This window comes from Burkholderia sp. M6-3, from assembly GCF_050858985.1.
In the GTDB taxonomy this organism is placed as follows: Bacteria; Pseudomonadota; Gammaproteobacteria; order Burkholderiales; family Burkholderiaceae; genus Paraburkholderia; species Paraburkholderia caledonica.
Genome location: NZ_CP110090.1, coordinates 315,300 through 337,792, shown reverse-complemented (window position 1 = coordinate 337,792; position 22,493 = coordinate 315,300). Strand labels below are relative to the sequence as shown.

Sequence of the window (22,493 nt, the reverse complement as noted above, 5' to 3'; positions counted from 1 at the left end):
GGTATGACTTGGCGTAAAGCCTTGTCCATCAAGCCGGAGCGGCCAATGAACATGGTTCGCATGCGGGTTTTGAGAGCCCAGGATTTACCCGTATTCGATCCAAATTAAGCGTGTAGCAGGCCCAATTGCGAACCAGTTCGCGAGGGCTGGAAGGGTGCACGTTCGTCCTTTTTCGAACCCGGCGCGGCTTATGCCAGATGCGTGATTTTGTTAAGGAGGGCGCGTTCCAATATAGTGGTATGCGAATCCATAAAAAAAACGGGAGATCAGCATTTGACCGATTCCGAGACGCTGCGACGGGCCCAGGCAGTCCGCCATTTCAATCGCTTCTACACGCGGCTTATCGGCGCTCTGCACGAGCGCCTGGCTCGCAGCACGTTCTCGTTGACGGAGGTGCGCGTGCTGCACGAACTGTCGCGCGGACGCGCGCAGACGGCGTCGGCGCTCGGCCGCGCGCTTGGACTCGACAGCGGTTATCTGAGCCGCTTGCTCACGAGTTTCGAGCGTCGCAATCTGATTACGCGACGGCCGTCCGAGACGGACGCACGCCAGTCGCTAATCGAACTGACGGCTCACGGCCATGCTGCCTATGCGCCGCTCGACTCGGCAGCTGTTGAGGAAGTACTGGACCTTCTCGGCGGACTCGGCGCGGCCTCACAGGAGCAGTTGATTGCCGCGATGAACCTTATCGAACGACTGCTCGGCGACAAGCCGCAGCAGGACGTCATTGAACTGCGCGCGCCCCGCCCGGGCGAATGCGGCTGGCTCGTGCATCGACAAGCGCAGTGGTTCGCGGCGCAATATGGTTGGGACGGATCGTTCGAAGGGCTGCTTGCGCGCGTGGTCGCCGACTACACGCAACGCAACGATAGCATTCGCGAAACGTGCGTCGTCGCTGATCACAACGGCATGGTGGTGGGTGCGGTGTGCATCGTCGCAGTGTCGACAACGGTGGCCGGCGTGCGCCTCTTGTGGGTCGAACCGGACTTGCAGCGTCTTGGCATCGGCACACGCTTGATGACCGAAGCAACGCGGTTCGCGCGGCGCGCGGGTTACACGAGACTAACGCTGACCACGGCCAGCGCACTGGAAGAGCCGCGGCGCCTGTGCAAGCGCGCCGGTTTCGAACTCGTCAGCACGGCGCCGGAGCGCCGTTTCGGCAAGGATCTGATGATCGAGCGGTGGGAGTTGGGACTGTAAGCCGGGTTAGAACGACGGCACCACCGAACCCTTGAACTGCGTCTTGATGAACTGGCGCACGTCTTCCGACTGATACGCTGCAACGAGCTTTTTCACCCACGGCTTGTCCTTGTCCTGGGTGCGCACCGCGATCAGGTTCGCGTACGGGCTGTGAATGTCTTCGAGCGCGATCGCGTCTCTGGTCGGCTGCAGACCGGCGGAAAGCGCAAAATTCGTGTTGATCGCGGCTGCGTCCACATCCGCCAGCGAGCGCGGCAATTGCGCGGCATCGAGTTCGACCAGCTTGATCTTTTTCGGATTCTCAGCGACGTCGAGCGCGGTCGCATTGTTGCCGTTCGTGCCCGCGCCGGCCTTCAGCTTGATCACGCCCTGCGTCTGCAGGAGCAACAGCGCACGGTTCTCGTTTGACGGATCGTTCGGCACAGCGACCTTCGCCCCTTGCGGCAAATCCTTTAGCGACTTCAGCTTCTTCGAGTAGATGCCGAGCGGCGAGATGTAGGTGAGGCCCGCGTTGACGATCTTGTAGCCGCGCTGCTTGATCTGGCTGTCGAGATACGGCTGATGCTGGAAGCTGTTGGCGTCGAGATCGCCTGCGTCGAGCGCGGCGTTCGGCTGCACATAATCGTTGAATTCGACGACCTTCACGTTCAGGCCTTCACGCTTCGCCACCTTGGTGACGACTTCCCAGATCTGAGCGTCCGGGCCGCCGATGGTGCCGACCTTGATGACTTTGTCGTCGGCATGGGCGCCGAGGCTGGTGACGATCGCCGCGCCGGCGATCACTGCGGAGAGGGCTTTGAGGATATTTCTGCGCTGCATGTAATTCTCGCTGTTTCTAATCGAATCGTTTGCAATGAGATTCGGGTGATAGCCAGACGCGGGCACTGATGACACGCAGGTAGCAGCGGGATCAGAGCGCGCCGCCGGCCGGACCGTAAATCGTCTCATATGCGGTGCGAGATGTGAAATACAGCAATCACATATAGGTATGCGAAGCGCGATCGGGCGACGAAGCGCCGCGCTGTAGCTGATAATTCGAAACGTTGCCGCGAGCATCCGCGGTACGTTCAAACACCTGCGAGGACGCCCATGTATGTCATCAACCTGATCTATACCGCTTCACTCGAACGCATCGACGACGCGCTGGACGCACACCGCGCGTTCCTGACCACGCATTTCGAAGCAGGTGTTTTCGTGGCCGCGGGACCGAAAGTGCCGCGCGACGGCGGCATCATTCTGGCGGTACGCATCGAGCGTGACAGGCTGGATGCGATCCTCGCAACCGATCCGTTCGCCGTGCAGAAGCTGGCGCGTTACGAGGTGACCGAGTTCAAGACGACACGGCTTGCGCCGGGGTTGAATCTGCCGATGCCGGTTTGAGGTTGAGCGGCTCGCGGGTGGCTTGTGTTTGACTCGCGTGCGGCACGACGTCAGTCAAGCAGTAGCTTGATGTCGTGTACCCAAGGTGCGGCGCCCTGGCCGTCGCGCGCGAAAAGGCGCAGCTTGCCCTCGGTGTCGAACACATAGCTCGCCGCCGTATGGTCCATCGTGTAGCTGTCGGGGGTCTTGCCGGGCGCCTTCGCGTAGTAGACGCGGAAGTCTTTCGCCACTTTTTTCAACTGTGCCTCGTCAGCGGGGCGCAGGCCTACGAACGTCGGATTAAACGCGGAGACGTATTGCCCGAGCAGCGCGGCCGTGTCGCGCTCAGGATCGACGGTGACGAACAGTACTTGAACGCGCTTGGCGTCTTCGGGACCGAGTTGCTGAAGCGCTTGCGAGAGCTCGGCCATCGTGGTGGGACAAACGTCCGGGCAATGCGTGTAGCCGAAAAACAGCACTACGACCTTGCCTTTGTAATCCGCCATTGTGCGAATCTTGCCAGACGTGTCGGGCAACGAGAAGTTGCTTCCGAACTGGGTATTGCCGGTTAGGTCCAGATTCTGGAATGCTGGTGGCTGCTTGCCGCAGCCCGCCACGAACAATGCGCTGCCGAGCGCGCAGGCAATCACGGCAGCACGCGCCGCACGCGCGAAGCGGGTATTGAGCATGGTCTTACGCGCCGATCACAACGCGCACATAGTGGTCGACCAGCAGCGCGGCAAACAGCAGCGACAGATAGACGATCGAGTATCGGAAGGTTCGGCGCGCCAGATTGTCGGAGTACTCAAGGTAGATCTTCCACGCGTAGGCGAGAAACACCGCGCCGAGCACCACAGCCGCTGCGAGGTAGAGCACGCCGCTCATGCCGGAGATGAACGGCATCATAGTCACGGCGAACAGAATTACTGTGTACAACAGAATATGCAGCCGCGTGTACTTTTCGCCGTGCGTGTTCGGCAGCATCGGCAAGCCGGCGTTTTCATAATCTTTGCGGCGGTACAGGGCGAGCGCCCAGAAGTGGGGCGGCGTCCATACGAAAATGATCAGCACGAGAATCCATGCGTCGCCCGGCACCTGACCGGTGACGGCGGCCCAGCCGAGCGCCGGTGGCATGGCACCCGACGCGCCGCCTATCACGATGTTCTGCGGCGTGGCCGGCTTGAGCAGCAGCGTATAGATGACGGCATAGCCGACGAACGTGGCGAGCGTCAGCCACATGGTCAGCGGATTGGCGAACGTATAAAGCGTCCACATGCCGAGGCCACCGAGCACGGCTGAGAACAGCAGAATTTGCGTAGTGGTGATTTCGCCGCGCGCCGACGGACGCCACGAAGTGCGCCGCATTTTCGCGTCGATTTTTTGTTCGACGAGGCAGTTGATTGCAAACGCCGCACCGGCGAGCAGCCAGATGCCGACGGTGCCGCCGATCAGAACGGTCCAGGGCACCATGCCGGGTGTCGACAGAAACATGCCGATGACGGCACAGAACACGGCAAGTTGCGTGACGCGCGGCTTGGTCAGCGCAATGTACTGCGAGATCCGGCTGCCGGGCGTATGAGGGAGTGTTGTGCTGTCCATGTGGAGTCACGCTGGCGCGGCATCGCGCGCAGGCAACACGGCGCGGCCGGGACGGCTATAAGCGATTCGAAAGTTTAACATAACGAGCAGGAGCAACAGGATCGCCGCGCCTCCGTTATGAGCTACCGCAACAGGCAGCGGCCATTGCAGAACGATGTTCGACAATCCGGTGACGAACTGGATCAGCACCACCAGCAAAACGCCGTTCGCCGGACGCCGCAGCGACTCGAAGCGGCGCAATTGAAGCGCGAACCATACGAGGTAGCCGACGACCACGAGCGCGAAAGTGCGGTGCGTCCAGTGAATCGCTACCAAGGCATCTTGCGTGATCATGTCGCCGTTGCTTGTCATGCCGAGCGCACGCCACAGGTGAAAGCCGTGCGAGAAGTCCATCGGCGGAACCCATTGGCCGTTGCAGGTGGGGAAATCCGTACACGCGAGCACCGCGTAGTTCGTGCTGACCCAGCCGCCCAACGCGATCTGCACAATCAACAGCACGAGACCCGCGACTGCGGCGACGCGCCAACGCGCTGCTTCCGGCTCGTAGGCGGGCAACGGCGTCTGGCGCGCGGCCAGCCAGCCGAGCGTGCCCAGCAGCGCGAGACCGAGCAGCAAGTGCGTCGTCACGATGACCGGTTGCAACTTCATCGTCACCGTCCATGCGCCGAATGCGCCTTGCACGAGAATCAGCAGCAGCAGCGAAGTCGGCCACCAGGGCGACACGTGCAGCGGACGCCGCTTGATGCGCGCGGCCCATGCAATCACCGTCTGCGCGATGATCAGCACGCCGATTGCCATCGCGAAGTAGCGGTGGATCATTTCGATCCACGCCTTGGTCATGCTGACGGGGCCGGTGGGCATCGCCTGATGCGCGGCGGTGATCGCAGCATGCGCGATAAATGGCGACGACGTGCCATAGCAGCCGGGCCAATCCGGACAGCCGAGCCCCGAGTCGGTCAGACGCGTGAAGCCGCCGAACATCACGAGGTCAAGCGTGAGGAAAGTGGTGAGCCATACGAGCTTGCGGAATTTGTTGTCGTCGGCCTTGACCCACACATAAGACAGCGGCAACAACGCAATACACAAGCCGATCAGACCCAATTGCAGTACGAACATCTTCTCTTACCCTGGTTGCGGCATCAGCCGATGCTCGACCATTTCAGCAGCTTGGTCACGTCGCCCTTGATCTTGCTCGGGTTCGGATCTTTCGGGAAACGCATCATCAGATTGCCGTTTGGATCGACCATGTAGATGTGGTCGGTGACCTTGGTGCCGTTTTCGGTCGGCAGCCACGCCGACACCTGCGCCGGATCGGCAAGCAGCATGTTGGTGTCGGGATAAGCCTTTTGTATCACGTCCGCCACGTTGCCCGCACCTGTACGAAGCCACACTTCTACGACGCGCTCGCGTTCCGGGCCCTGTGCCGCGCGGATTTGCCGCATGAAGTAGAGCTTCGTCACGCACGCTTTATCGCATGCGGTGTCGTCGACGGAGATCAGCAGCCAGTGGCCGCGCAACGTGGCGAGCTTGAGCGGCTTGCCGTCTTCGCCAGTGACGACGAGCGACTCGGGAATCGGCCGCTGCGGTTCGACGAGCGTGCCGTAACTGGTGCTGCCGCCGCTCGGCTTCACCACGTAATACATGAAATACGACACGGCAATGGGCGCCGCGCAGACGATCGCGAGCAGCAGCAGGATCCAGCGGCCGCGCTCCCAGGAGCCCTTGCCGTTGGGCTGACCGGGCATCGGCTTGGCGGCGGTCGGTTTGCGGGCTTGCTGCGAACGGGGAGATGGCGTCGACACTACATAACCTCTTTCAATAATTTGTGCGGCTCGCCCAGGTCGTGGAGAGCCGCGCCGGGCACGCGCTGCATTACACGATGGGCGCCTGCTGTTTTCTGGCGGCGCGGCGCGCGGCGTACAGGCCAAAGGCCAAGGCCGCAGCCGCCATGCCCCACCACTGGAACATGTAGCCGTAGTTGCGCTCGACGCCGTTGGTTGGAGCTGGCCAGTCGCGCACGAGTTTGTCGCCGTCGTCGTTCAATTGCTGGATCACGAACGATTGCAAGGGCAGTCCGGTCTCGGCGGCATACGCGGCGACGTCGAGATTCTGGCGAATCGCCTGATGCGCGGCCGATCCGCCCTGCCCCAGTTCAAACGCGCGCGAAGCATCCGCACGCGCAATCCCTTCTATCTCAATTTCGCCCTGGGGCGTAGTGTACGGCGCGATCGTCTCGCGATTATTGATGTTACGCGGCAACCAGCCCCGATTGACGAGCACATAACCGCCGCCGGTGAGTTTAAGAGGCATCACCACGTAAAAACCCGGCTGGTCGTTATACGGACGATTATCGAGGTACACGACCTTGTCAGCGACAAACGTGCCGCGCGCTTTCACGCGATGGAATTCAATGTCCTTCAATGCCACCGGAGCGCTCGTGACAGCTTGCGCGGGCGCGTTCTCAAACTGCGTGATGCGTGCCTCGAGTGCTTCTTTCTGATGCGCGCGGTCGCGCTGCCAGAAGCCGAGCCGCAAGGTCACCGCGACCACGAGCAGGATCAGCAACGCGGGAACGAGCCGGATCTTCATCGACGACACTCCTCGTGCGGCTTGAAAGGGCTGGCGAACGTGGGGCAAACGCCGGCGCGCGGTGAGATAATGATCATCTTGCCTTCGCGCTTTTCCGTCTTAGCAGCTTCCATGCACATTCTCGTTCCCATCGCCTTCGTCCTGATCATCGCCAGCATGGTGTCGGCGCTGTACTTCATGATGCATGACAAGGGCAAAACCAAGCGGATGGTCTGGTCGCTCGCCACGCGAGTCGGACTTTCGATCTCGCTGTTCCTCTTCATTCTGTTTGCGTACTGGATGGGCTGGATTCATTCAACCGGCATTCCGTACGGGCGCTGAGCCTGGCGTAACCATCACTGCGCTATAAACAAAACGCCGCCCTGACAGGGTCGAGGGCGGCGCTTCATCAATCCTGCTCACTACGCGTGCGCGGTGTTCCGATGAACGCTGCGCGACGGCCCCCGCGCGCTCCGGTATAGCCGGCCGCGGCGCGGGCCAATCAGTCTTACAGCCAGTACACGACCACGTAGAGTCCAAGCCAGACGACGTCAACAAAGTGCCAGTACCAGGCCGCGCCTTCGAACGCAAAATGGTGTTCCGCCGTGAAATGGCCGCGAATCATTCGCACCAGGACCACCGCGAGCATCGTGCCGCCGAGGAACACGTGAAAACCGTGGAAGCCCGTCAGCAGGAAGAATGTAGAGCCGTACACGCCCGAAGCCAGCGTCAGGTTCAGTTCGTTATACGCGTGGAAATATTCGAAGCCCTGCAAGAACAGGAAGCACACGCCCAGCACGAGCGTAGCTGCCAGCCAGACAATCGCCTTCTTGCGATGATCTTCACGCAGTGCGTGGTGCGAGACCGTCAGCGTGGCGCCCGACGAAAGCAGCAGCGCCGTGTTGATGGTCGGCACCGGCCATGGCGTCATGGACTTGAAGGTCGACACGAGCGACGCGGGACCGTTGTTGGGCCACACCGCCGAGAAGTCCGGCCAGATCAGCTTGTAATCGAGACTCGCCAGTTCGTGCAGCGCAATTGCGCGTGCGTAGAAGAGCGCGCCGAAGAAAGCGCCGAAGAACATCACTTCAGAGAAGATGAACCAGCTCATGCTCCAGCGGTATGACTTGTCGACGTTCTTGCCGTACATGCCGCCTTCGGATTCGGCAATCGCGTCGCCAAACCAGTGCCACAACGTAAAGAGCAGCCACAACAGGCCGACGACAACGCCGATCGGCGCCCAGTCATGTTCGTTGATCCACGCCGCAAGCGATCCGAGCATGACCAGCAACCCAGCGGCGGCGCTGATCGGGTGCCGCGACGGATGCGGTACGAAATAGTACGGGCTCTCGTTTTGACCGCTCATTCTTGATTCTCCACTTCAGTCCAGTTGTTCCGGAAGCTCCGGCTGCATCTTCGGCGGCGCGTGTGTACCGCACCGCTTCACTCTAATTCGTGGGCGCTGCTACGCCCGTACCACATGCATGCGCAATGTCAGCCCACCACCGCGCGTACCACCAAAATCAGCACGCCGATGAAAATCGCCGTGCTGATCAACGCCGCGATAATGACGTGCATCGGGTTCAGTTGCGTTGCGTCGGCTTCAAGATCGCGCCGCTTGCGCACGCCGAAAAACGACCAGAACACCGCCTTCATCGACTGGCCGAAACTGCTCTTGCGCGGGCCGCCGCTGTTATCGCTCATTGTTGTCTTCCTTCGCCGGCGGCATGAGCCGTCAGGCGGGATTGGCAGCAGTTGCCGCCGTCTCGGCCGGGAGCGCCGCGCTTCCGACCTTCGCCGTTGCCGGCGTGTTCAACTCGAAAAACGTGTACGACAACGTGATCGTTTTCACGTCTTTCGGCAACTTCGGATCGACGACGAACACGACCGGCATCCGCTTCGTCTGATTCGCCGTCAACGTCTGCTGCGTAAAACAGAAGCACTCGATCTTCTTGAAGTACTCAGTTGCCTGCTTTGGCGCGTAGCTCGGAATTGCTTGCGCCTGGATCGTGCGCGCCTGTTCGTTGCTCACCTCGTACATCACTGTTGTCACTTCGCCCGGATGCACGTCCATGCTGCGCTGTTCCGGCTTGAAACCGAGCGGGCCGCGCGCGTTCGCATCGAATTCGATCGAAACCGTACGGCTCATGTCGACCTGCGTATTCTTCGCCTCGCGCACCGTTGCATCGCGCTGCACCAGGTTGTTGATGCCGGTGATCTGACAGATCGCGCGGTACATCGGCACGAGCGCAAAACCAAAACCGAACATCATCAACGCGACGACGAACAGCTTGACCAGCATCGAACGGTTGAAAGAGCGATCGGCCTGAGCCGGCGGTTGCGTCGACATCTCAATCCTCAACAAACCTGCAAACTACACCTGGACCGGTTCCGTCAGGAAAACCAACCCTGATTGATGATGACGCTCGCGAAAAATACCGCTGCGATTGCGAGCAGCACAAGACCGATCCGTCTGTTGCTCGCCCGAATCTGCTCCGGCGTACGTCTTTCCTGTGAATTGCGCGTCATGCTCGAGTTTCTGAATACCTGGTTACCGCCATTGCCGCGCTTGCGCCGCCGTCCGGTCCCGGCAACGACGCAATCACGTCGCCAAGGAACCGGCTACTTCGCTAAACGACGATTACTCGACGGTCGGCGGGTTTTCGAACGTGTGGAACGGAGCCGGGCTCGGCACGGTCCACTCGAGGCCCGTTGCGCCGTCCCACGGCTTGTCGCCCGCTTTTTCGTGGTCGCCGCCGCCGCGATATGCAGGCAACGCCACCGCGAACAGGAAGTACACCTGCGCGAGACCGAAGCCAAACGCGCCGATCGAAATCACCTGATTCCAGTCGGTAAATTGAGCCGGATAGTCGGCGTAGCGACGCGGCATGCCTGCGAGACCGACGAAGTGCATCGGCAGGAACGCGAGGTTGAAGAAGAACATCGACGCCCAGAAGTGAATCTTGCCGCGCGTTTCGTTGTACATCCAGCCGGTCCACTTCGGCGCCCAGTAGTACCAGCCCGAGAACAACGCGAAGAGCGAGCCCGCCACCAGCACATAGTGGAAGTGCGCGACCACGAAGTACGTACCGTGATACTGGATGTCGAGCGGCGCCATGGCGAGCATCAGGCCCGACAGGCCGCCGAACGTGAACACCAGCAGGAAGCCGACCGCGAACAGCATGGGCGTTTCGAAGGAGAGCGAACCGCGCCACATCGTGGCGACCCAGTTGAACACCTTCACGCCAGTCGGCACGGCGATCAGCATGGTCGCGTACATGAAGAACAGCTGGCCCGTCACCGGCATGCCGGTTGCGAACATGTGGTGCGCCCAGACCATGAACGACAGAATCGCGATCGACGACGTTGCGTACACCATCGAGCTATAGCCGAACAGCGGCTTGCGCGAGAACGCCGGGATGACCTGCGACACGATCCCGAACGCCGGCAAGATCATGATGTACACCTCGGGGTGCCCGAAGAACCAGAAGATGTGCTGGTACATGACCGGGTCGCCGCCGCCCGCCGCATTGAAGAACGACGTGCCGAAGTGGCGATCGAACAGCACCATGGTGATCGCGCCAGCCAGAACCGGCATCACGGCGATCAGCAGGTACGCAGTGATCAGCCACGTCCAGACGAACATGGGCATTTTCATCAGCGTGAGGCCAGGCGCGCGCATGTTCAGGATCGTCACGACGATGTTGATCCCGCCCATGATCGACGAAGCGCCCATAAGGTGGACCGCGAAAATCGCGAAGTCCATACCCGGGCCCATCTGCGTGGACAGCGGCGCGTACAGCGTCCAGCCCGCGGCGGTTGCGCCGCCCGGCGAGAAGAACGAACCGACCAGCAGAACAGCCGCCACCGGCAGAAGCCAGAAGCTGAAGTTGTTCATGCGGGCAAAGGCCATGTCCGATGCGCCGATCTGCAGCGGCACCATCCAGTTCGCGAAGCCGACGAACGCCGGCATGATCGCGCCGAACACCATGATCAGCCCGTGCATGGTGGTCAACTGGTTGAAGAACTCGGGGCGCATGATCTGCAGGCCCGGCTCGAACAGTTCGGCACGAATCATCAGCGCCATCACGCCCCCGGAGAGGAACATGGTGAACGAGAAGATCAGGTACAGCGTACCGATGTCCTTGTGGTTGGTTGCGAACAGCCAACGACGCCAGCCATGCGGCGTTTCGTGGGCATGGTCGCCGTGCACGTGCTCGTGGCCCGCGACTACATCGTGTCCGATGCTAGACATGACAATCTCCTAAAGCGAATACTGCGGTGCTGACCGTGACACGTCAGGCAGCCGGGCTGATCTGAACACGCCGGGCTTCTTTCGCGTCGCTGCCGCCCGTGATCGTTTCCGGCTTCTTCAAAATAATATGGTCTTCGGCGATGCCGGCTGCTTTCAACGCGTCGCGCACGGCTTCCGCACGGCTCTTGGCGAGCTTCGCGTTCGTGTCCGCGGAACCGCTGGCGTCGGTGAAGCCAGACAGCGTGAACTTCGCGTCCGGATGCGCCTTCGCGTAAGCCGCAGCTGCTTCGACCGCCGCTTTCGCGTCGGCCGGCAGCGTGCTCTTGCCGGTGTCGAAGTAGACGCTCGCCGGCAACGCTGCTTGCGATGCAGCCGCGCTTTCCGAACCCGCGGACGCTGCCTGCGCACCCGATGCTTCCGAAGCCGCGGCGCCCGACGCCGCTTCCGCGCCGCTCGCCGCCGCGCCTGCGTCGGCCAGATGGTTGCCGCCTTCCGGCAGTTTGCCGTTACGGGCGTCTGCAACCTGCTTCGGCTGGAGAATGTCGCCGGTGTGGTTGCCCCACGAATTACGTTCGAACGTGACCACCGAGGCAATCTCTACGTCGTTCAGCGTAGGTGCCCACGAAGGCATTGCGTTCTTGCCCTTCAACACGATGCTGACGTGCTCGGCAATCGCGCCGTTGGCAACCTTGCTGCCGTCGAGCGCCGGGAATGCGCCCGCGCCCTTGCCCGTAGGCTGATGGCAGACCGCGCAGTTCGCTGCGTAGACCTTGCCGCCGCGCTCCATCAACTCGGCCATCGTATAAGTCTTGTTCGGATCGTCCTGACCCGCCGCCATTTTCTTCTTCTGCGTATCGACCCACTTCGCGTAGTCGTCGGTGGAAAGCACCTCGACCACCACCGGCATGAACGCATGTTCCTTGCCGCAGAGTTCGGTACAGAAGCCGCGGAAGGTACCGACCTTGTCAGCCTTGAACCACGTGTCGCGCACGAAACCAGGAATCGCGTCCTGCTTCACGCCGAAGGCCGGCACGTACCAGGAGTGGACCACGTCGTTGGCGGTGGTGATGATGCGGATTTTCTTGCCGACCGGCACGACCAGCGGATTGTCGACTTCTTGCAGATACGTAGTGGAAATCGGCTGACGGCCGTCGGTTTCGGCACGCGGCGTGGCCAGCGTGGAGAGGAAGTTGATGCCCTCGCCCGGACCCTTCACGTAGTCGTAACCCCACTTCCACTGGTAGCCCGTGACCTTGATGGTGACGTCGGCATTGGTCGTGTCCTTCATTGCGACAACTGTCTTGGTGGCCGGCAACGCCATCAGCACGACAATGACGAACGGCACGATCGTCCAGATGATTTCGACGGTGGTGCTTTCGTGGAAATTCGAAGCCTTGTGGCCTTTCGATTTGCGGTGGGCAAAGATCGAATAGAACATCACAGCGAACACGCCGATGAAAATCACCGTGCAAAGAATCAGCATGAACGTGTGGAGGCTGTAGAGCTCCTCAGCGATTTTCGTCGCAGGCGGCTGGAGATTGATCTCGTTGACGGCAGGGCCGCCCGGAACATCGCCCACTGCCAGGGCTGCACCGGCGAAAAGCAGTCCGCTCATCGCCAGCACGCCCATGAGCGCTCGCTTGATTGTTTTCATAGCTTCCTTACCCAAAATTTCCATTCAAACCCTCGACCCCGCTGACCCTGTGACGGGCTGCCCGCGCTCCCCGTGAACGCCGCATGACCGGATGCGCCTAACAACGCGCGAGCCAGATACGCAATTCACCGGCAAACTGCGCGCGCCGGTGCTGCGCGAGATGCTGCCCGATCATGATCGTCTCGCCGCGCGAGACCAGCTTGATCTGATCACGCGGTGTTGCGCCAGCCTCGATCCGCACCCAGCGCGGATTGAACTCGAACTGCGTGACCTGCTCGGCGCTCACCTGTTCGATTACAAGCCGGTTCTGAAACAACCGGATGCGTTCGTAATCGACAGCGTGGCGCGCATACATGGCAAACGCGACGCCCACCGCCAGCAACTCGATACCGGTGAACGGCAAGACCAGCCAGGCGCCGACCAGAACCAGCATGAAAGCAATTGCCAACGAGAACAACGCGAGCGACACGTAGAAACACACGAACTGCCGCGGTGACATGGAGCAGTTGCGTTTCATTGTCCAGTCCTTCAGGACCGGTTCTGAATCCGCCAGCAGATCTGATGCATCCATCGCTGCCTCCCGCCGAACGTCACCAACGCGTCAACAACGGCCGCCTGCAATGCCCGACAGTGCCCCAACCCGCGACCTCATATTCCGGCCGCCCAACCGCCACCGCGCAAACTCGTGTCGCAGCCCGTGCCTCGGGCCTGCCGCCCCAAATGTGGGAACTCCGGGCGACAAACTGACGCATTATAGGCGCGATCCATAGCATCCACAAGCAAGCCCCGACAGCCTCACAAGCCAGGCGCGACAAGCCTCCGCGCCGTTTTGCCGCACCTTTTGCACGTCTTTGAAAGCGGTAATTTCAGACATAACAGATGTCCTCTTTACCTCTTTAGCGATTCCTCGACGAGCCTCGCCCAATGTCCTCTATTCGCACGATGCCGTGTCCTTCCGCCGTCGTGCGCGGCACCGCTTTCCATGCGTGTCCGTAGATCACCTCGAAGGTCAGCGCGATGGTTCCGTCGCCGCGCCGACGCGCTTCAAGCGCTGCCAGCAACGCTCTGTGCAACCGCCGTGCCGCCGCGCCCGACGACTCTTCGCGCTCGAACGGATACGCGCCCCAACGGCGCACGTCCGCGAGCAGCGACTCGGGCGACTTATAGGTGATTGTGATGGTTTCCTGGTCCATCACGGGAATTTCGAAACCGCTTTCGACCAGCATGTCCCCAAGGTCATGCATGTCGACAAAGTCGATCACATGCTTGCGCGAGCCGACACCGTGCGCCGCTTCCACTTCCGCGTATGCGCCGCGCAACTCTTTCAGGGTGTCCGGTCCGAGGGTACTGAACATCAGCAGCCCGTTCACCTTGAGCACGCGCTGCCACTCAGGGAATACGAGGTCCGGGCGCGAGTGCCAGTGAAGTGCGAGATTGGACCAGATGAATTCGAAGGCGCCAGCCGCGAAAGGCAGCGCGGAAAAGTCCGCCTGCGCGAAGCGCGGACCGCGTGCGCCAAGCGCCTTGCCCAGCGTGGCCGGCAGGAAGCGCCGCCAGCTCGTATCGCCGGAATCGTGGCGCAGCGCGCGTGTGAGCATGCCGTGCGACAGGTCAGAGCCGAACACCGGCGCTTCCGGAAAGCGCTCACGCAACGCAGGAATGTCTTCCCCTGCACCGCAACCGGCATCGAGCACGCTTGCCGGCGCGACCTTGATGTAATCGAGACGTTCGCGCATGCGCTGCGCAATCTCGCGCGGCAGGAAGGCGACGTCGTCGAAAGTCGTTGCACGGCGGTCGAAAATCCGCCTGAGGCGCTGGGAATCGTAGGCCGGACGGCCTGATTGAGCGGAAGTTGGGGACATGGGTGTCGTACTGGCGTAGAGCCCGAAGTATACTCGTTCGATTCCTCCGCTTCAGTGCGAAAGGCCTTTGTGGCCGCCTGTGCATGACTTTCCGAGCATATTTTTCGTCCTCAGCCCGTCCGTTCACGCGATTCGCGCGCGGCGTGCGTTCGGCTTGGCCGCACGCAATGCACGCGATCCTGCCGAACGCCTGCGCTCTGTGCGGCAATTTGTCGCACAGCACGCTGTGCCCCTTTTGCGACAAATCTTATTGGAATGAGAGTGCCTTGCGTTGTTGCGTCTGCGCCGTGCCGCTGACCTTCGCGCGAAGGGAACAGCCCGCGTCTTATCGTTGCGCAGATTGCGTCGTCGAAAAACCGCCGTTCGACGCAACGTTCGCGCTCGCCGACTATCGCGCACCGCTCGACGCGCTCGCAGTCGGCCTCAAGTTTCGCGCCCAGTTGATGCTGGCGCGCGAATTCTCGCGGCGCCTTGCGCGTCTCGCGCAAGATAGCTGGCAAGAGCCGTCCGACTGCCCCGATGTCATCGTTCCGGTACCGCTCTCAGACCGGCGTCTCAGGGAACGCGGCTATAACCAGGCATGGCAGATCGCCAGAGCGCTGGCTCGCTCGTTGAAGGTGCCGGCCGACCCGACTCTCGTGCGCCGCGTGATCGACACCGCGCCGCAGTCGCGGCTCGATCTCGACGCGCGCCGCCTCAACGTGGGCCGCGCATTCCAGCTTGCTGGAAGAGTCGAAGGGCTGCACGTCGGCATCGTCGACGATGTAATGACGACCGGCGCAACGCTTGAAGCGCTCGCCCGCACGCTGAAAGCAGCCGGCGCGCGGCGCATCACGAACTTCGTCGCGTTGCGTACACCGAAAAACTAGTTTCTACCTGATCACTCTATGTTCAACGTCGTTCTTGTCGAACCGGAAATTCCGCCGAATACCGGCAACGTCATCCGCTTGTGCGCCAACACGGGTGCGCGGCTGCATCTGATCGAGCCGCTCGGCTTTCCGCTCGACGACGCCAAGCTGCGCCGCGCCGGTCTCGACTATCACGAGTACGCGCAAATGAACGTGCATGCCGACTGGGCCGCCTTCATCGCGAAAGAGTCGCCGGATGCGACACGCATGTTCGCGTTCACCACGCGCGGCTCGGGCCGCTTCCACGAGCACGCGTTCCAATCGGGCGACTGGTTCGTGTTCGGCGCGGAAACGCGAGGCTTGCCCGACTCGGTGCTCGACCAGTTTCCCAACGAACAGCGCGTGCGTCTGCCGATGCGTCCCGGCAATCGCAGTTTGAACCTGTCGAATACCGTCGCGATCGTGGTGTTCGAAGGGTGGCGTCAAACAGGTTTCGACGGCGGCGCCTGACGACGCTGCAACTCCGTCTGATAGCGCTCGAACATCTCGTGATCGAAGCAGGCGAAGATCACCTGCTCGAGCTGCGGCATGCGAGGTAGATTTTCGATTACCGTTTGGACCGCGATACGAACTGCTTCGTCGGCAGGAAAACGGTAGATGCCGCAACTAATCGCGGGGAATGCAATGCTTGCGCAGTTCGCCTCGCGTGCTACTTCAAGCGAGCGCTGATAACAGGAAGCCAGCAGATCCGCTTCGCCATGCGTGCCGCCGCGCCAGACCGGGCCCACCGCGTGAATCACATAGCGCGCCGGCAGATGGTAGCCGCGCGTGAGCTTCGCGTCGCCTGTCGCGCAGCCGTCAAGCGCTTCGCATTCGCCCAGCAATTCCTTTCCTGCGGCGCGATGGATCGCGCCGTCCACGCCGCCGCCGCCGAGCAAGGACGTATTGGCTGGGTTGACAATGGCGTCCACGTCGAGAGTCGTGATGTCGGCCACCCGTGCCTCCAGCGTGCAACCACCGATATTGAGCATATGAGCCTCGCTGATCCGTAGCGTCGATAGACGATGGACAGCGAGTGCAGACAGCCGTTCAGCGTCGTTACACGCCAGACGGCTGACAGACAGCGCGCCCGTAACCCGGGCGGCGGCTTATTCGGCCTTCGAATCGCGCCGCAGCAGGGCGCTGACGGCGTCGCGCGGCGCAACGCCGTCGAACAGCACGGCACAGACCGCCTGGGTGATCGGCATTTCAATTGCATGAGCACGCGCGATCGCGAGAACCGCTTGCGCGCAGCGCACGCCTTCGGCCACATGGCCCAAGCCGCCGAGAATATCGGCAAGCGAACGGCCTCCGGCGAGCTGCACGCCAACGGTGCGGTTGCGCGACAGGTCGCCGGTCGCGGTGAGAATCAGATCGCCGAGCCCCGTCAGACCGGTGAACGTCTCCGCGCGTCCGCCGAGCGTCACGCCGAGACGCGACATTTCCGCGAGTCCGCGCGTGATTAGCGCCGCACGCGCGTTCAGGCCGAGACCCAGACCGTCAGCGATACCCGTTGCAATCGCCAGCACGTTCTTCACCGCGCCGCCCACTTCTACGCCGACGATGTCGTCGCCCGTATAAATGCGCATCGCGCCGTGATGAAACGCCGCAACCGTACGCTCGCGACAGACCGCCGAAGCACTCGCGATAGTCAGCGCAACCGGCAAGCCCTGGCCGACTTCCCGCGCGAAACTCGGCCCCGACAACACGCCATTGCTGCCGTGCGCGGGCAGCTCGGCCGCGACTACCTGATGCGGCAACAACTGCGACTCCGCCTCGAAACCTTTGCAAAGCCACACGATATGCGCGGGTACTTTGCCCGCATCGCGCATCGACTGAAACAGGGCGCGCAGTCCGGCCACGGGCGTTGCCACGACGCATAGCGCGTCGTCGGCGAGCGCGTGGTCGAGCGCCGCGTTCAGGTCCGCTTCGTAGCGAAGCGCCGACGGCAAGGCAACGCCCGCCAGATAGCGGGCGTTTTCGTGCGAAGCGGAGAGATCTGCGACCAGCGCGGGCTCGCGCGCCCACAGCAGTGTGTCGTGCCTGACGGCCAGATGGCCGGCGAGGGCCGTGCCCCATGCGCCGGCTCCGAGGACAGCGACCTTCATAGCCGGCACTGCCTGCGACACTTAGTGCGTGACGCCGTTTTGCGCTGCGCCGTCCTGGCCGCCCATCTGCGCGAGGCGTTGCTCATAGAGCGCCTGGAAGTTGATTTCGGCGAGGTGAATCGGCGGGAAGCCCGCGCGCGTGATCGCGTCGGCAATGTTCGAGCGCAGGTACGGGAACAGGATGGTCGGGCACGCAATGCCGACGAGCGGATCGACCTGTTCGGCCGGAATGTTGCGAATATCGAAAATGCCTGCTTGCTTGGCTTCGATCAGGAACGCGACCTTGTCCGACACCTTGGCCGTCACGGTCCCCGTCACGAGAATTTCGAACACGGTGTCGGCGAGGCGCTCGGCCTTCACGTCGACTTCCACTTCCACCGACGGCATTTCCTGCTCGAGGAAGATGGCCGGCGAATTGGGCTGCTCGAGCGACATGTCCTTCAGATAAATGCGCTGGATGTTGAAGAACGGCTGGTTGTTCTCGTCGGACATGATTGAGTGATTCCCTGATAGGTATGCGTAGCGGCGGCCCATGAAGTCACGGGCCGCCAGATAGTTGCGGCGCGCCGCCTGCCCTCGCGGGGCGACGATGCGCCGACTTGTATTTCACCCGCCACTTCCCGCGCCCAACGACGCGAGAATTCAGGCGGCTTCGAGCAGGGGCGTCAGACCGCCCGCGCGATCGAGCGCGGAGAGATCGTCATACCCGCCGACGTGCGTCTCGCCGATGAACACCTGCGGCACCGTGCGACGACCGGTCCGGGTCATCATCTCCTCACGACGGGCCGGGTCCTTGTCGATCAGTACTTTTTCGATATTCTCGACGCCGCGCGACTTTAAAAGACGTTCGGCCATCTGGCAATACGGGCACACCTGCGTGCTGTACATGATCACTTTGTTCACTTGGCTACTCCTTGTTTCACAACCGGCATGCCGGCTTTCTGCCAGGCGTCGACGCCGCCTTCCAGAACGTGGACTTCCGCATATCCTGCATCCTGCACGATACGCGCCGCCTTGTTCGACTGCTGGCCGGTCTGACAAACCAGCAGCACGGGGTTGTTCTTATTCTTCACCAGTTGCGCGACCTTTGCTTGCAACTCGGCGAATTCCAGGTGCCGTGCCGCGGGCAAATGCCCTTTGGCGAAGTCAGCCAGCGGACGCAGATCGATGACCGCCGCATTGCGCCGATTGATCAACTGCGTGGCTTCGGCGGCCGACAGGCCACCGCGGCCGCGCCGGCTGATGGTCGGCCACAGCAGCAACCCACCGGAGATGAGGACGATCGCAATGAGGACAAGGTTTGTGTAATCAGTGAAAAACTTCACGGAAGATCCGCCGAAAAAGAGAGAAATCGGAAAGGGCAATCCGGGCATTATAAAATAAGCGTCTGACGCGATGGCGGCGCTCCTCGACGTGCGCCTGGCAGCGCTTACCGCTTCCTTACTACCGACCGGCAATCTTATGTACAAACTCGTTCTCATCCGCCACGGCGAATCGACGTGGAACAAGGAAAACCGCTTCACGGGCTGGGTCGACGTCGACCTCACCGAACAGGGCAACCGCGAAGCGCAGCAGGCGGGCGCGCTGCTGAAGGAATCCGGCTATTCGTTCGACATCGCTTACACGTCCGTGCTCAAACGCGCCGTTCGCACGCTGTGGCATGTGCAGGATCAGATGGATCAGATGTACATACCCGTCGTGCATTCGTGGCGTCTGAACGAGCGCCACTACGGCGCGCTGTCGGGTCTGAACAAGGCCGAAACCGCAGCGAAATTCGGCGACGAACAGGTGCTGGTCTGGCGCCGCAGCTACGACACGCCGCCGCCTGCGCTCGAACCGACGGACGAGCGCGCGCCGTACAACGATCCGCGCTACGCCAAGGTGCCGCGCGAACAGCTACCGCTCACCGAGTGCCTGAAGGATACGGTGGCGCGCGTGCTGCCGCTGTGGAACGAGTCGATTGCGCCGGCCATCAAGTCGGGCCGCAAAGTGGTGATCGCGGCGCACGGCAACTCGATCCGCGCATTGGTGAAGTACCTCGACAACATCTCGGACGAGGATATCGTCGGGCTCAACATTCCGAACGGCGTGCCGCTCGTCTATGAATTGGACGAGAACCTGAAGCCGCTGAAGCACTACTATCTGGGAGACCAGGAAGCGATCGCGAAGGCACAGGCCGCAGTCGCTAAGCAAGGCAAGGCGGGCTGATTCCGCTGCGCAGCTATTTGCAGAGCGACGGCAGCTTGGCTGCCTTTTGTCGCGTCACAGCGCTTCTTTGTTAAAGATGGTTGCGGCGAAGCTGACCGCAAGCGCCGCGGCGCGCCACAAACGGACCACGGCGACCGGCAAGACGGACCGGTCAGCGCGGTCCGCTTTCCTCGATCGCGGCCATTCTGATCGCGATCCACTGTTACGGCACATTACTTCGACGTCGTGCGAGCGTTGCGCCGAACCCGGCACGCTTCGCGCTGTCGAATCACGATTGCCCGCACCGCGCCCTGAGTTGGCGGGTGTGCAGTTATACTTGTCCGTCCCCATCTCTATCGACGCTGCCACGCGCTTCCGACCGCAACAGACTCTATGCGAAAGAACCTGAAAAATATCGGCCTGATCGCCGCGGGCCTTGCTACCGGTGTATTCGCCACTTTGCAACTTTCGGCCTCGGCCCAGCAGCCCGCCAGCGCCGCCGCCAGTCCGTTGCCGCTGGACCAGCTCAGGCTGTTTGCCGAAGTGTTCGGGCAGATCAAGCACGAGTACGTCGAACCTGTCGACGACAAAAAGCTTCTCACCGCTGCAATCAAAGGCATGGTGTCGAGCCTCGACCCGCATTCGTCCTACCTCGACAAGACCGATTACGAGGAACTGCAGGAGCAGACCAAAGGTCGCTTCGCGGGCCTCGGCATTGAAATTTCGTCGGAAGACGGCCTGATCAAGGTGATCTCGCCGATCGAAGACACGCCCGCGTTCCGCGCCGGAATTCGTCCGGGCGATCTGATCACGCGCATCAACGACAAGCCCGTACGCGGCATGACGCTCGACCAGGCGGTCAAGCAGATGCGCGGCGAGCCGGGCACCAAGGTCACGCTCACGATCTTCCGCAAGACCGACGACCGCACTTTCCCGCTCACGGTGACGCGAGCGCTCATCAAGGTGCAGTCGGTCAAGATGAAGATCCTCGCGCCGGGCTACGCGTATGTGCGTATCACCAGCTTCCAGGAACGCACCACGCCGGATCTCGCCGCGAAGCTGCAGGACATCGCGCGTCAGCAGCCGAATCTGAAGGGTCTCGTGCTAGACCTGCGCAACAACGGCGGCGGTCTGCTGCAAAGCGCGGTCGGCGTGGCCGGCGCGTTCTTGCCGCCGAACTCGGTCGTCGTGTCCACCAACGGTCAGATTCCGGATTCGAAGCAGGTCTATCGCGACACTTACGACAACTACCGTCTGCAGTCCTTCGACTCCGACCCGCTGAAAGACGAAGCGCCGATCTTCAAGACCGTGCCCATGATCGTGCTGACCAACGCCTACTCGGCGTCGGCATCGGAGATCGTCGCGGGCGCGCTGCAGGATCAGCATCGTGCGCTGATCGTCGGCAAGACGACCTTCGGCAAGGGCTCGGTGCAGACCGTGCGGCCCATGACCGCCGACACGGCGCTGCGGCTGACCACGGCGTATTACTACACGCCGAGCGGCCGTTCTATCCAGAACAAGGGCATCCGTCCTGACATCGCGGTCGATCAGTACGCGGAAGGCGATCCGGACGACGCACTCGTCACGCGCGAAGTCGACTACTCGAATCACCTTGCCAACACGCAAGACCCGAACGAGAAGAAGGAAGCGGAGAAGCGCGAGCAGGATCGCATGGACCAGTTGCGTCAACTCGAAGAGCAGAACGACAAGAAGACGCCGGAGCAGCGCCAGAAAGACCGCGAGCGCAAGCCGGTCGAATTCGGTTCCGCCGACGACTTCATGCTGGCCCAAGCCTTGAACAAGCTCGAAGGCAAGCCGGTCCAGGAATCGAAGTCGTTGACCGAGCGCCGTCTCGCGCAGAACAAGCCGGCCACGTCAGCGTCCGCGCCGGTCGCAGTTAAGCCGACGCAACCGGTGCCGGGAGCGTCGGGTGCTGCGCCGGCATCCGCACCGGCTACCCAGAGCAAGTAAGCAGCACGACTCACGTGTCTTCGCGGCGCAAGCCGCCGTGAAGACACGCAGCGAAGAAGACACGCTGGCCCCTCATGAATGACGATCAACTCCTTCGCTATTCCCGCCATATTCTCGTCGACGAAATCGGCATCGAGGCGCAACAGCGCTTTATCGATGCGCACGCGATCATTGTCGGCGCGGGTGGACTGGGTTCGCCTGCCGCGATGTATCTCGCGGCAGCAGGCGTCGGACGCTTGACGCTGGTCGATGCCGATACAGTCGATCTCACCAATCTGCAACGGCAGATCCTGCATGTAAGCGCGTCGGTCGGACGCAAAAAGGTGGAGTCCGGCCGCGACACGCTCGCGCAAATCAATCCCGAAGTGACAGTGAACGCGGTGGCCGAACGCGTCGACGACGCGTGGCTCGATCATCATGTGCCGGCCGCCACAGTGGTGCTCGATTGCACCGACAACTTCGCCACGCGCCACGCGATCAATCGCGCCTGCGTGAAGCATGGTGTACCGCTGGTGTCGGGCGCCGCGTTGCGCTTCGACGGCCAGATCAGCACGTTCGACTTCCGCAACGAAGCATCGCCGTGTTACGCGTGCGTATTCCCCGAAGACCAGCCGTTCGAGGAAGTCGCGTGCTCGACGATGGGCGTGTTTGCGCCGACGGTCGGCATCATCGGCTCGATGCAGGCAGCGGAAGCGCTCAAGGTCATCGGCGAAATCGGCACGCCGCTGGTCGGCCGGCTGACCATGCTCGATTCGCTGCGAATGGAGTGGACCACCATGCGCATCGCGCGTCAGCCCGATTGCCCGGTATGCGGACAACCCCACCTGCCTTGAACAGAGGTAC

The 22,493-nt window shown here is 61.9% G+C and carries 27 protein-coding genes; 8 read left to right on the top strand and 19 right to left on the bottom strand.

The window, feature by feature from the left end:
- Positions 1-273 precede the first annotated feature (273 nt).
- Positions 274-1,200 carry a bifunctional helix-turn-helix transcriptional regulator/GNAT family N-acetyltransferase gene (locus tag OH764_RS01495; protein ID WP_498847783.1) on the top strand — a complete coding sequence of 309 codons (927 nt, stop codon included), beginning with the start codon at positions 274-276 and terminating at the stop codon, positions 1,198-1,200.
- 6 nt (positions 1,201-1,206) lie between these two features.
- On the opposite strand, the gene OH764_RS01490 is transcribed toward OH764_RS01495, so the two are convergent.
- Positions 1,207-2,019 carry a MetQ/NlpA family ABC transporter substrate-binding protein gene (locus OH764_RS01490; RefSeq protein ID WP_481368647.1) on the bottom strand — a complete coding sequence of 271 codons (813 nt, stop codon included), beginning with the start codon at positions 2,017-2,019 and terminating at the stop codon, positions 1,207-1,209.
- A 270-nt stretch (positions 2,020-2,289) separates the two neighbouring features.
- Between OH764_RS01490 and OH764_RS01485 the strand changes: the two genes are divergently transcribed.
- On the top strand, positions 2,290-2,580 hold the full coding sequence (locus OH764_RS01485; RefSeq protein ID WP_498847782.1) for a YciI family protein: 291 nt from the start codon (positions 2,290-2,292) through the stop codon (positions 2,578-2,580).
- Between the two features lie 50 nt (positions 2,581-2,630).
- On the opposite strand, the gene OH764_RS01480 is transcribed toward OH764_RS01485, so the two are convergent.
- The 5 genes from OH764_RS01480 to OH764_RS01460 form a co-directional block, all read right to left on the bottom strand.
- The gene (locus tag OH764_RS01480) at positions 2,631-3,248 is read right to left on the bottom strand and encodes an SCO family protein (RefSeq protein WP_204522737.1); all 618 of its coding nucleotides are present in this window, start codon (positions 3,246-3,248) and stop codon (positions 2,631-2,633) included.
- A 4-nt stretch (positions 3,249-3,252) separates the two neighbouring features.
- Positions 3,253-4,158, bottom strand: coding sequence for a heme o synthase (cyoE, locus tag OH764_RS01475; RefSeq protein ID WP_020067023.1), 906 nt, complete (start codon positions 4,156-4,158; stop codon positions 3,253-3,255).
- Between the two features lie 6 nt (positions 4,159-4,164).
- Complete coding sequence (locus OH764_RS01470; protein WP_498847781.1) at positions 4,165-5,274, bottom strand: COX15/CtaA family protein; 1,110 nt, start codon at positions 5,272-5,274, stop codon at positions 4,165-4,167.
- A gap of 23 nt (positions 5,275-5,297) precedes the next feature.
- Complete coding sequence (locus tag OH764_RS01465; RefSeq protein WP_498847780.1) at positions 5,298-5,960, bottom strand: SCO family protein; 663 nt, start codon at positions 5,958-5,960, stop codon at positions 5,298-5,300.
- 70 nt (positions 5,961-6,030) lie between these two features.
- The gene (locus OH764_RS01460) at positions 6,031-6,747 is read right to left on the bottom strand and encodes an SURF1 family protein (protein WP_498847779.1); all 717 of its coding nucleotides are present in this window, start codon (positions 6,745-6,747) and stop codon (positions 6,031-6,033) included.
- Between the two features lie 111 nt (positions 6,748-6,858).
- Here OH764_RS01460 and OH764_RS01455 point away from each other — a divergent pair, with 111 nt between their 5' ends.
- Complete coding sequence (locus tag OH764_RS01455; protein WP_020067028.1) at positions 6,859-7,068, top strand: twin transmembrane helix small protein; 210 nt, start codon at positions 6,859-6,861, stop codon at positions 7,066-7,068.
- Positions 7,069-7,234: 166 nt separating this feature from the next.
- Here the strand turns inward: OH764_RS01455 and OH764_RS01450 are convergent, their stop codons facing one another.
- From OH764_RS01450 to OH764_RS01415, 8 genes are all read right to left on the bottom strand, one after another.
- Positions 7,235-8,092, bottom strand: coding sequence for a cytochrome c oxidase subunit 3 (locus OH764_RS01450; RefSeq protein ID WP_498847778.1), 858 nt, complete (start codon positions 8,090-8,092; stop codon positions 7,235-7,237).
- Between the two features lie 128 nt (positions 8,093-8,220).
- Positions 8,221-8,430, bottom strand: coding sequence for a DUF2970 domain-containing protein (locus OH764_RS01445; RefSeq protein ID WP_498847777.1), 210 nt, complete (start codon positions 8,428-8,430; stop codon positions 8,221-8,223).
- A 31-nt stretch (positions 8,431-8,461) separates the two neighbouring features.
- Positions 8,462-9,076, bottom strand: coding sequence for a cytochrome c oxidase assembly protein (locus OH764_RS01440; RefSeq protein ID WP_020067031.1), 615 nt, complete (start codon positions 9,074-9,076; stop codon positions 8,462-8,464).
- A gap of 44 nt (positions 9,077-9,120) precedes the next feature.
- Positions 9,121-9,255 (bottom strand): cytochrome oxidase small assembly protein, encoded by a 135-nt coding sequence (locus OH764_RS01435; protein WP_020067032.1) that lies wholly within the window; start codon positions 9,253-9,255, stop codon positions 9,121-9,123.
- Between the two features lie 112 nt (positions 9,256-9,367).
- Complete coding sequence (gene ctaD / locus OH764_RS01430) at positions 9,368-10,981, bottom strand: cytochrome c oxidase subunit I (protein ID WP_020067033.1); 1,614 nt, start codon at positions 10,979-10,981, stop codon at positions 9,368-9,370.
- Between the two features lie 43 nt (positions 10,982-11,024).
- Positions 11,025-12,659 carry a cytochrome c oxidase subunit II gene (gene coxB / locus OH764_RS01425; protein WP_088173191.1) on the bottom strand — a complete coding sequence of 545 codons (1,635 nt, stop codon included), beginning with the start codon at positions 12,657-12,659 and terminating at the stop codon, positions 11,025-11,027.
- 73 nt (positions 12,660-12,732) lie between these two features.
- Complete coding sequence (locus OH764_RS01420; protein ID WP_027777770.1) at positions 12,733-13,206, bottom strand: DUF2244 domain-containing protein; 474 nt, start codon at positions 13,204-13,206, stop codon at positions 12,733-12,735.
- A 325-nt stretch (positions 13,207-13,531) separates the two neighbouring features.
- Positions 13,532-14,497 (bottom strand): methyltransferase domain-containing protein, encoded by a 966-nt coding sequence (locus OH764_RS01415; protein WP_204522736.1) that lies wholly within the window; start codon positions 14,495-14,497, stop codon positions 13,532-13,534.
- 83 nt (positions 14,498-14,580) lie between these two features.
- Here OH764_RS01415 and OH764_RS01410 point away from each other — a divergent pair, with 83 nt between their 5' ends.
- Together OH764_RS01410 and trmL are read left to right on the top strand one after the other, a co-directional pair.
- The gene (locus tag OH764_RS01410; protein ID WP_498848851.1) at positions 14,581-15,366 is read left to right on the top strand and encodes a phosphoribosyltransferase family protein; all 786 of its coding nucleotides are present in this window, start codon (positions 14,581-14,583) and stop codon (positions 15,364-15,366) included.
- A gap of 18 nt (positions 15,367-15,384) precedes the next feature.
- A complete protein-coding gene (gene trmL / locus OH764_RS01405; protein ID WP_498847776.1) occupies positions 15,385-15,855 on the top strand; it encodes a tRNA (cytidine(34)-2'-O)-methyltransferase in 471 nt (156 codons plus the stop codon).
- Here trmL and OH764_RS01400 read toward each other — a convergent pair.
- The 5 genes from OH764_RS01400 to OH764_RS01380 form a co-directional block, all read right to left on the bottom strand.
- Positions 15,828-16,376 (bottom strand): macro domain-containing protein, encoded by a 549-nt coding sequence (locus tag OH764_RS01400; RefSeq protein ID WP_498847775.1) that lies wholly within the window; start codon positions 16,374-16,376, stop codon positions 15,828-15,830. The two genes, trmL and OH764_RS01400, sit on opposite strands and share 28 nt — an antisense overlap.
- A gap of 117 nt (positions 16,377-16,493) precedes the next feature.
- A complete protein-coding gene (locus tag OH764_RS01395) occupies positions 16,494-17,492 on the bottom strand; it encodes an NAD(P)H-dependent glycerol-3-phosphate dehydrogenase (protein WP_498847774.1) in 999 nt (332 codons plus the stop codon).
- A 21-nt stretch (positions 17,493-17,513) separates the two neighbouring features.
- Positions 17,514-17,984, bottom strand: a complete 471-nt coding sequence (gene secB, locus OH764_RS01390; protein WP_027804472.1) for a protein-export chaperone SecB — start codon at positions 17,982-17,984, stop codon at positions 17,514-17,516.
- 150 nt (positions 17,985-18,134) lie between these two features.
- On the bottom strand, positions 18,135-18,395 hold the full coding sequence (gene grxC / locus OH764_RS01385; RefSeq protein WP_027777763.1) for a glutaredoxin 3: 261 nt from the start codon (positions 18,393-18,395) through the stop codon (positions 18,135-18,137).
- On the bottom strand, positions 18,392-18,817 hold the full coding sequence (locus OH764_RS01380; RefSeq protein WP_498847773.1) for a rhodanese-like domain-containing protein: 426 nt from the start codon (positions 18,815-18,817) through the stop codon (positions 18,392-18,394). Before OH764_RS01380 ends, grxC begins: the two co-directional genes overlap by 4 nt.
- Positions 18,818-18,953: 136 nt before the next feature.
- Between OH764_RS01380 and gpmA the strand changes: the two genes are divergently transcribed.
- The 3 genes from gpmA to OH764_RS01365 all read left to right on the top strand — a co-directional run bounded on the left by gpmA (position 18,954) and on the right by OH764_RS01365 (position 22,483).
- A complete protein-coding gene (gpmA, locus tag OH764_RS01375) occupies positions 18,954-19,700 on the top strand; it encodes a 2,3-diphosphoglycerate-dependent phosphoglycerate mutase (RefSeq protein WP_214875776.1) in 747 nt (248 codons plus the stop codon).
- Between the two features lie 372 nt (positions 19,701-20,072).
- On the top strand, positions 20,073-21,650 hold the full coding sequence (locus OH764_RS01370; protein WP_498847772.1) for a S41 family peptidase: 1,578 nt from the start codon (positions 20,073-20,075) through the stop codon (positions 21,648-21,650).
- 74 nt (positions 21,651-21,724) lie between these two features.
- On the top strand, positions 21,725-22,483 hold the full coding sequence (locus OH764_RS01365) for a HesA/MoeB/ThiF family protein (protein ID WP_498847771.1): 759 nt from the start codon (positions 21,725-21,727) through the stop codon (positions 22,481-22,483).
- Positions 22,484-22,493 lie beyond the last annotated feature (10 nt).

Coding starts and splice junctions, on each gene's coding strand:
- ctaD (WP_020067033.1), bottom strand. CDS start 10,981: ATGTCTAGCATCGGACACGATGTAGTCGCGGGCCACGAGCACGTGCAC.
- OH764_RS01435 (WP_020067032.1), bottom strand. CDS start 9,255: ATGACGCGCAATTCACAGGAAAGACGTACGCCGGAGCAGATTCGGGCG.
- OH764_RS01460 (WP_498847779.1), bottom strand. CDS start 6,747: ATGAAGATCCGGCTCGTTCCCGCGTTGCTGATCCTGCTCGTGGTCGCG.
- OH764_RS01410 (WP_498848851.1), top strand. CDS start 14,581: ATGACTTTCCGAGCATATTTTTCGTCCTCAGCCCGTCCGTTCACGCGA.
- OH764_RS01400 (WP_498847775.1), bottom strand. CDS start 16,376: ATGCTCAATATCGGTGGTTGCACGCTGGAGGCACGGGTGGCCGACATC.
- OH764_RS01470 (WP_498847781.1), bottom strand. CDS start 5,274: ATGTTCGTACTGCAATTGGGTCTGATCGGCTTGTGTATTGCGTTGTTG.
- OH764_RS01485 (WP_498847782.1), top strand. CDS start 2,290: ATGTATGTCATCAACCTGATCTATACCGCTTCACTCGAACGCATCGAC.
- OH764_RS01440 (WP_020067031.1), bottom strand. CDS start 9,076: ATGTCGACGCAACCGCCGGCTCAGGCCGATCGCTCTTTCAACCGTTCG.
- secB (WP_027804472.1), bottom strand. CDS start 17,984: ATGTCCGACGAGAACAACCAGCCGTTCTTCAACATCCAGCGCATTTAT.
- OH764_RS01395 (WP_498847774.1), bottom strand. CDS start 17,492: ATGAAGGTCGCTGTCCTCGGAGCCGGCGCATGGGGCACGGCCCTCGCC.
- trmL (WP_498847776.1), top strand. CDS start 15,385: ATGTTCAACGTCGTTCTTGTCGAACCGGAAATTCCGCCGAATACCGGC.
- OH764_RS01490 (WP_481368647.1), bottom strand. CDS start 2,019: ATGCAGCGCAGAAATATCCTCAAAGCCCTCTCCGCAGTGATCGCCGGC.
- OH764_RS01415 (WP_204522736.1), bottom strand. CDS start 14,497: ATGTCCCCAACTTCCGCTCAATCAGGCCGTCCGGCCTACGATTCCCAG.
- OH764_RS01480 (WP_204522737.1), bottom strand. CDS start 3,248: ATGCTCAATACCCGCTTCGCGCGTGCGGCGCGTGCTGCCGTGATTGCC.
- cyoE (WP_020067023.1), bottom strand. CDS start 4,158: ATGGACAGCACAACACTCCCTCATACGCCCGGCAGCCGGATCTCGCAG.
- coxB (WP_088173191.1), bottom strand. CDS start 12,659: ATGGAAATTTTGGGTAAGGAAGCTATGAAAACAATCAAGCGAGCGCTC.
- OH764_RS01370 (WP_498847772.1), top strand. CDS start 20,073: ATGCGAAAGAACCTGAAAAATATCGGCCTGATCGCCGCGGGCCTTGCT.
- OH764_RS01450 (WP_498847778.1), bottom strand. CDS start 8,092: ATGAGCGGTCAAAACGAGAGCCCGTACTATTTCGTACCGCATCCGTCG.
- gpmA (WP_214875776.1), top strand. CDS start 18,954: ATGTACAAACTCGTTCTCATCCGCCACGGCGAATCGACGTGGAACAAG.
- OH764_RS01455 (WP_020067028.1), top strand. CDS start 6,859: ATGCACATTCTCGTTCCCATCGCCTTCGTCCTGATCATCGCCAGCATG.
- OH764_RS01445 (WP_498847777.1), bottom strand. CDS start 8,430: ATGAGCGATAACAGCGGCGGCCCGCGCAAGAGCAGTTTCGGCCAGTCG.
- OH764_RS01420 (WP_027777770.1), bottom strand. CDS start 13,206: ATGGATGCATCAGATCTGCTGGCGGATTCAGAACCGGTCCTGAAGGAC.
- OH764_RS01365 (WP_498847771.1), top strand. CDS start 21,725: ATGAATGACGATCAACTCCTTCGCTATTCCCGCCATATTCTCGTCGAC.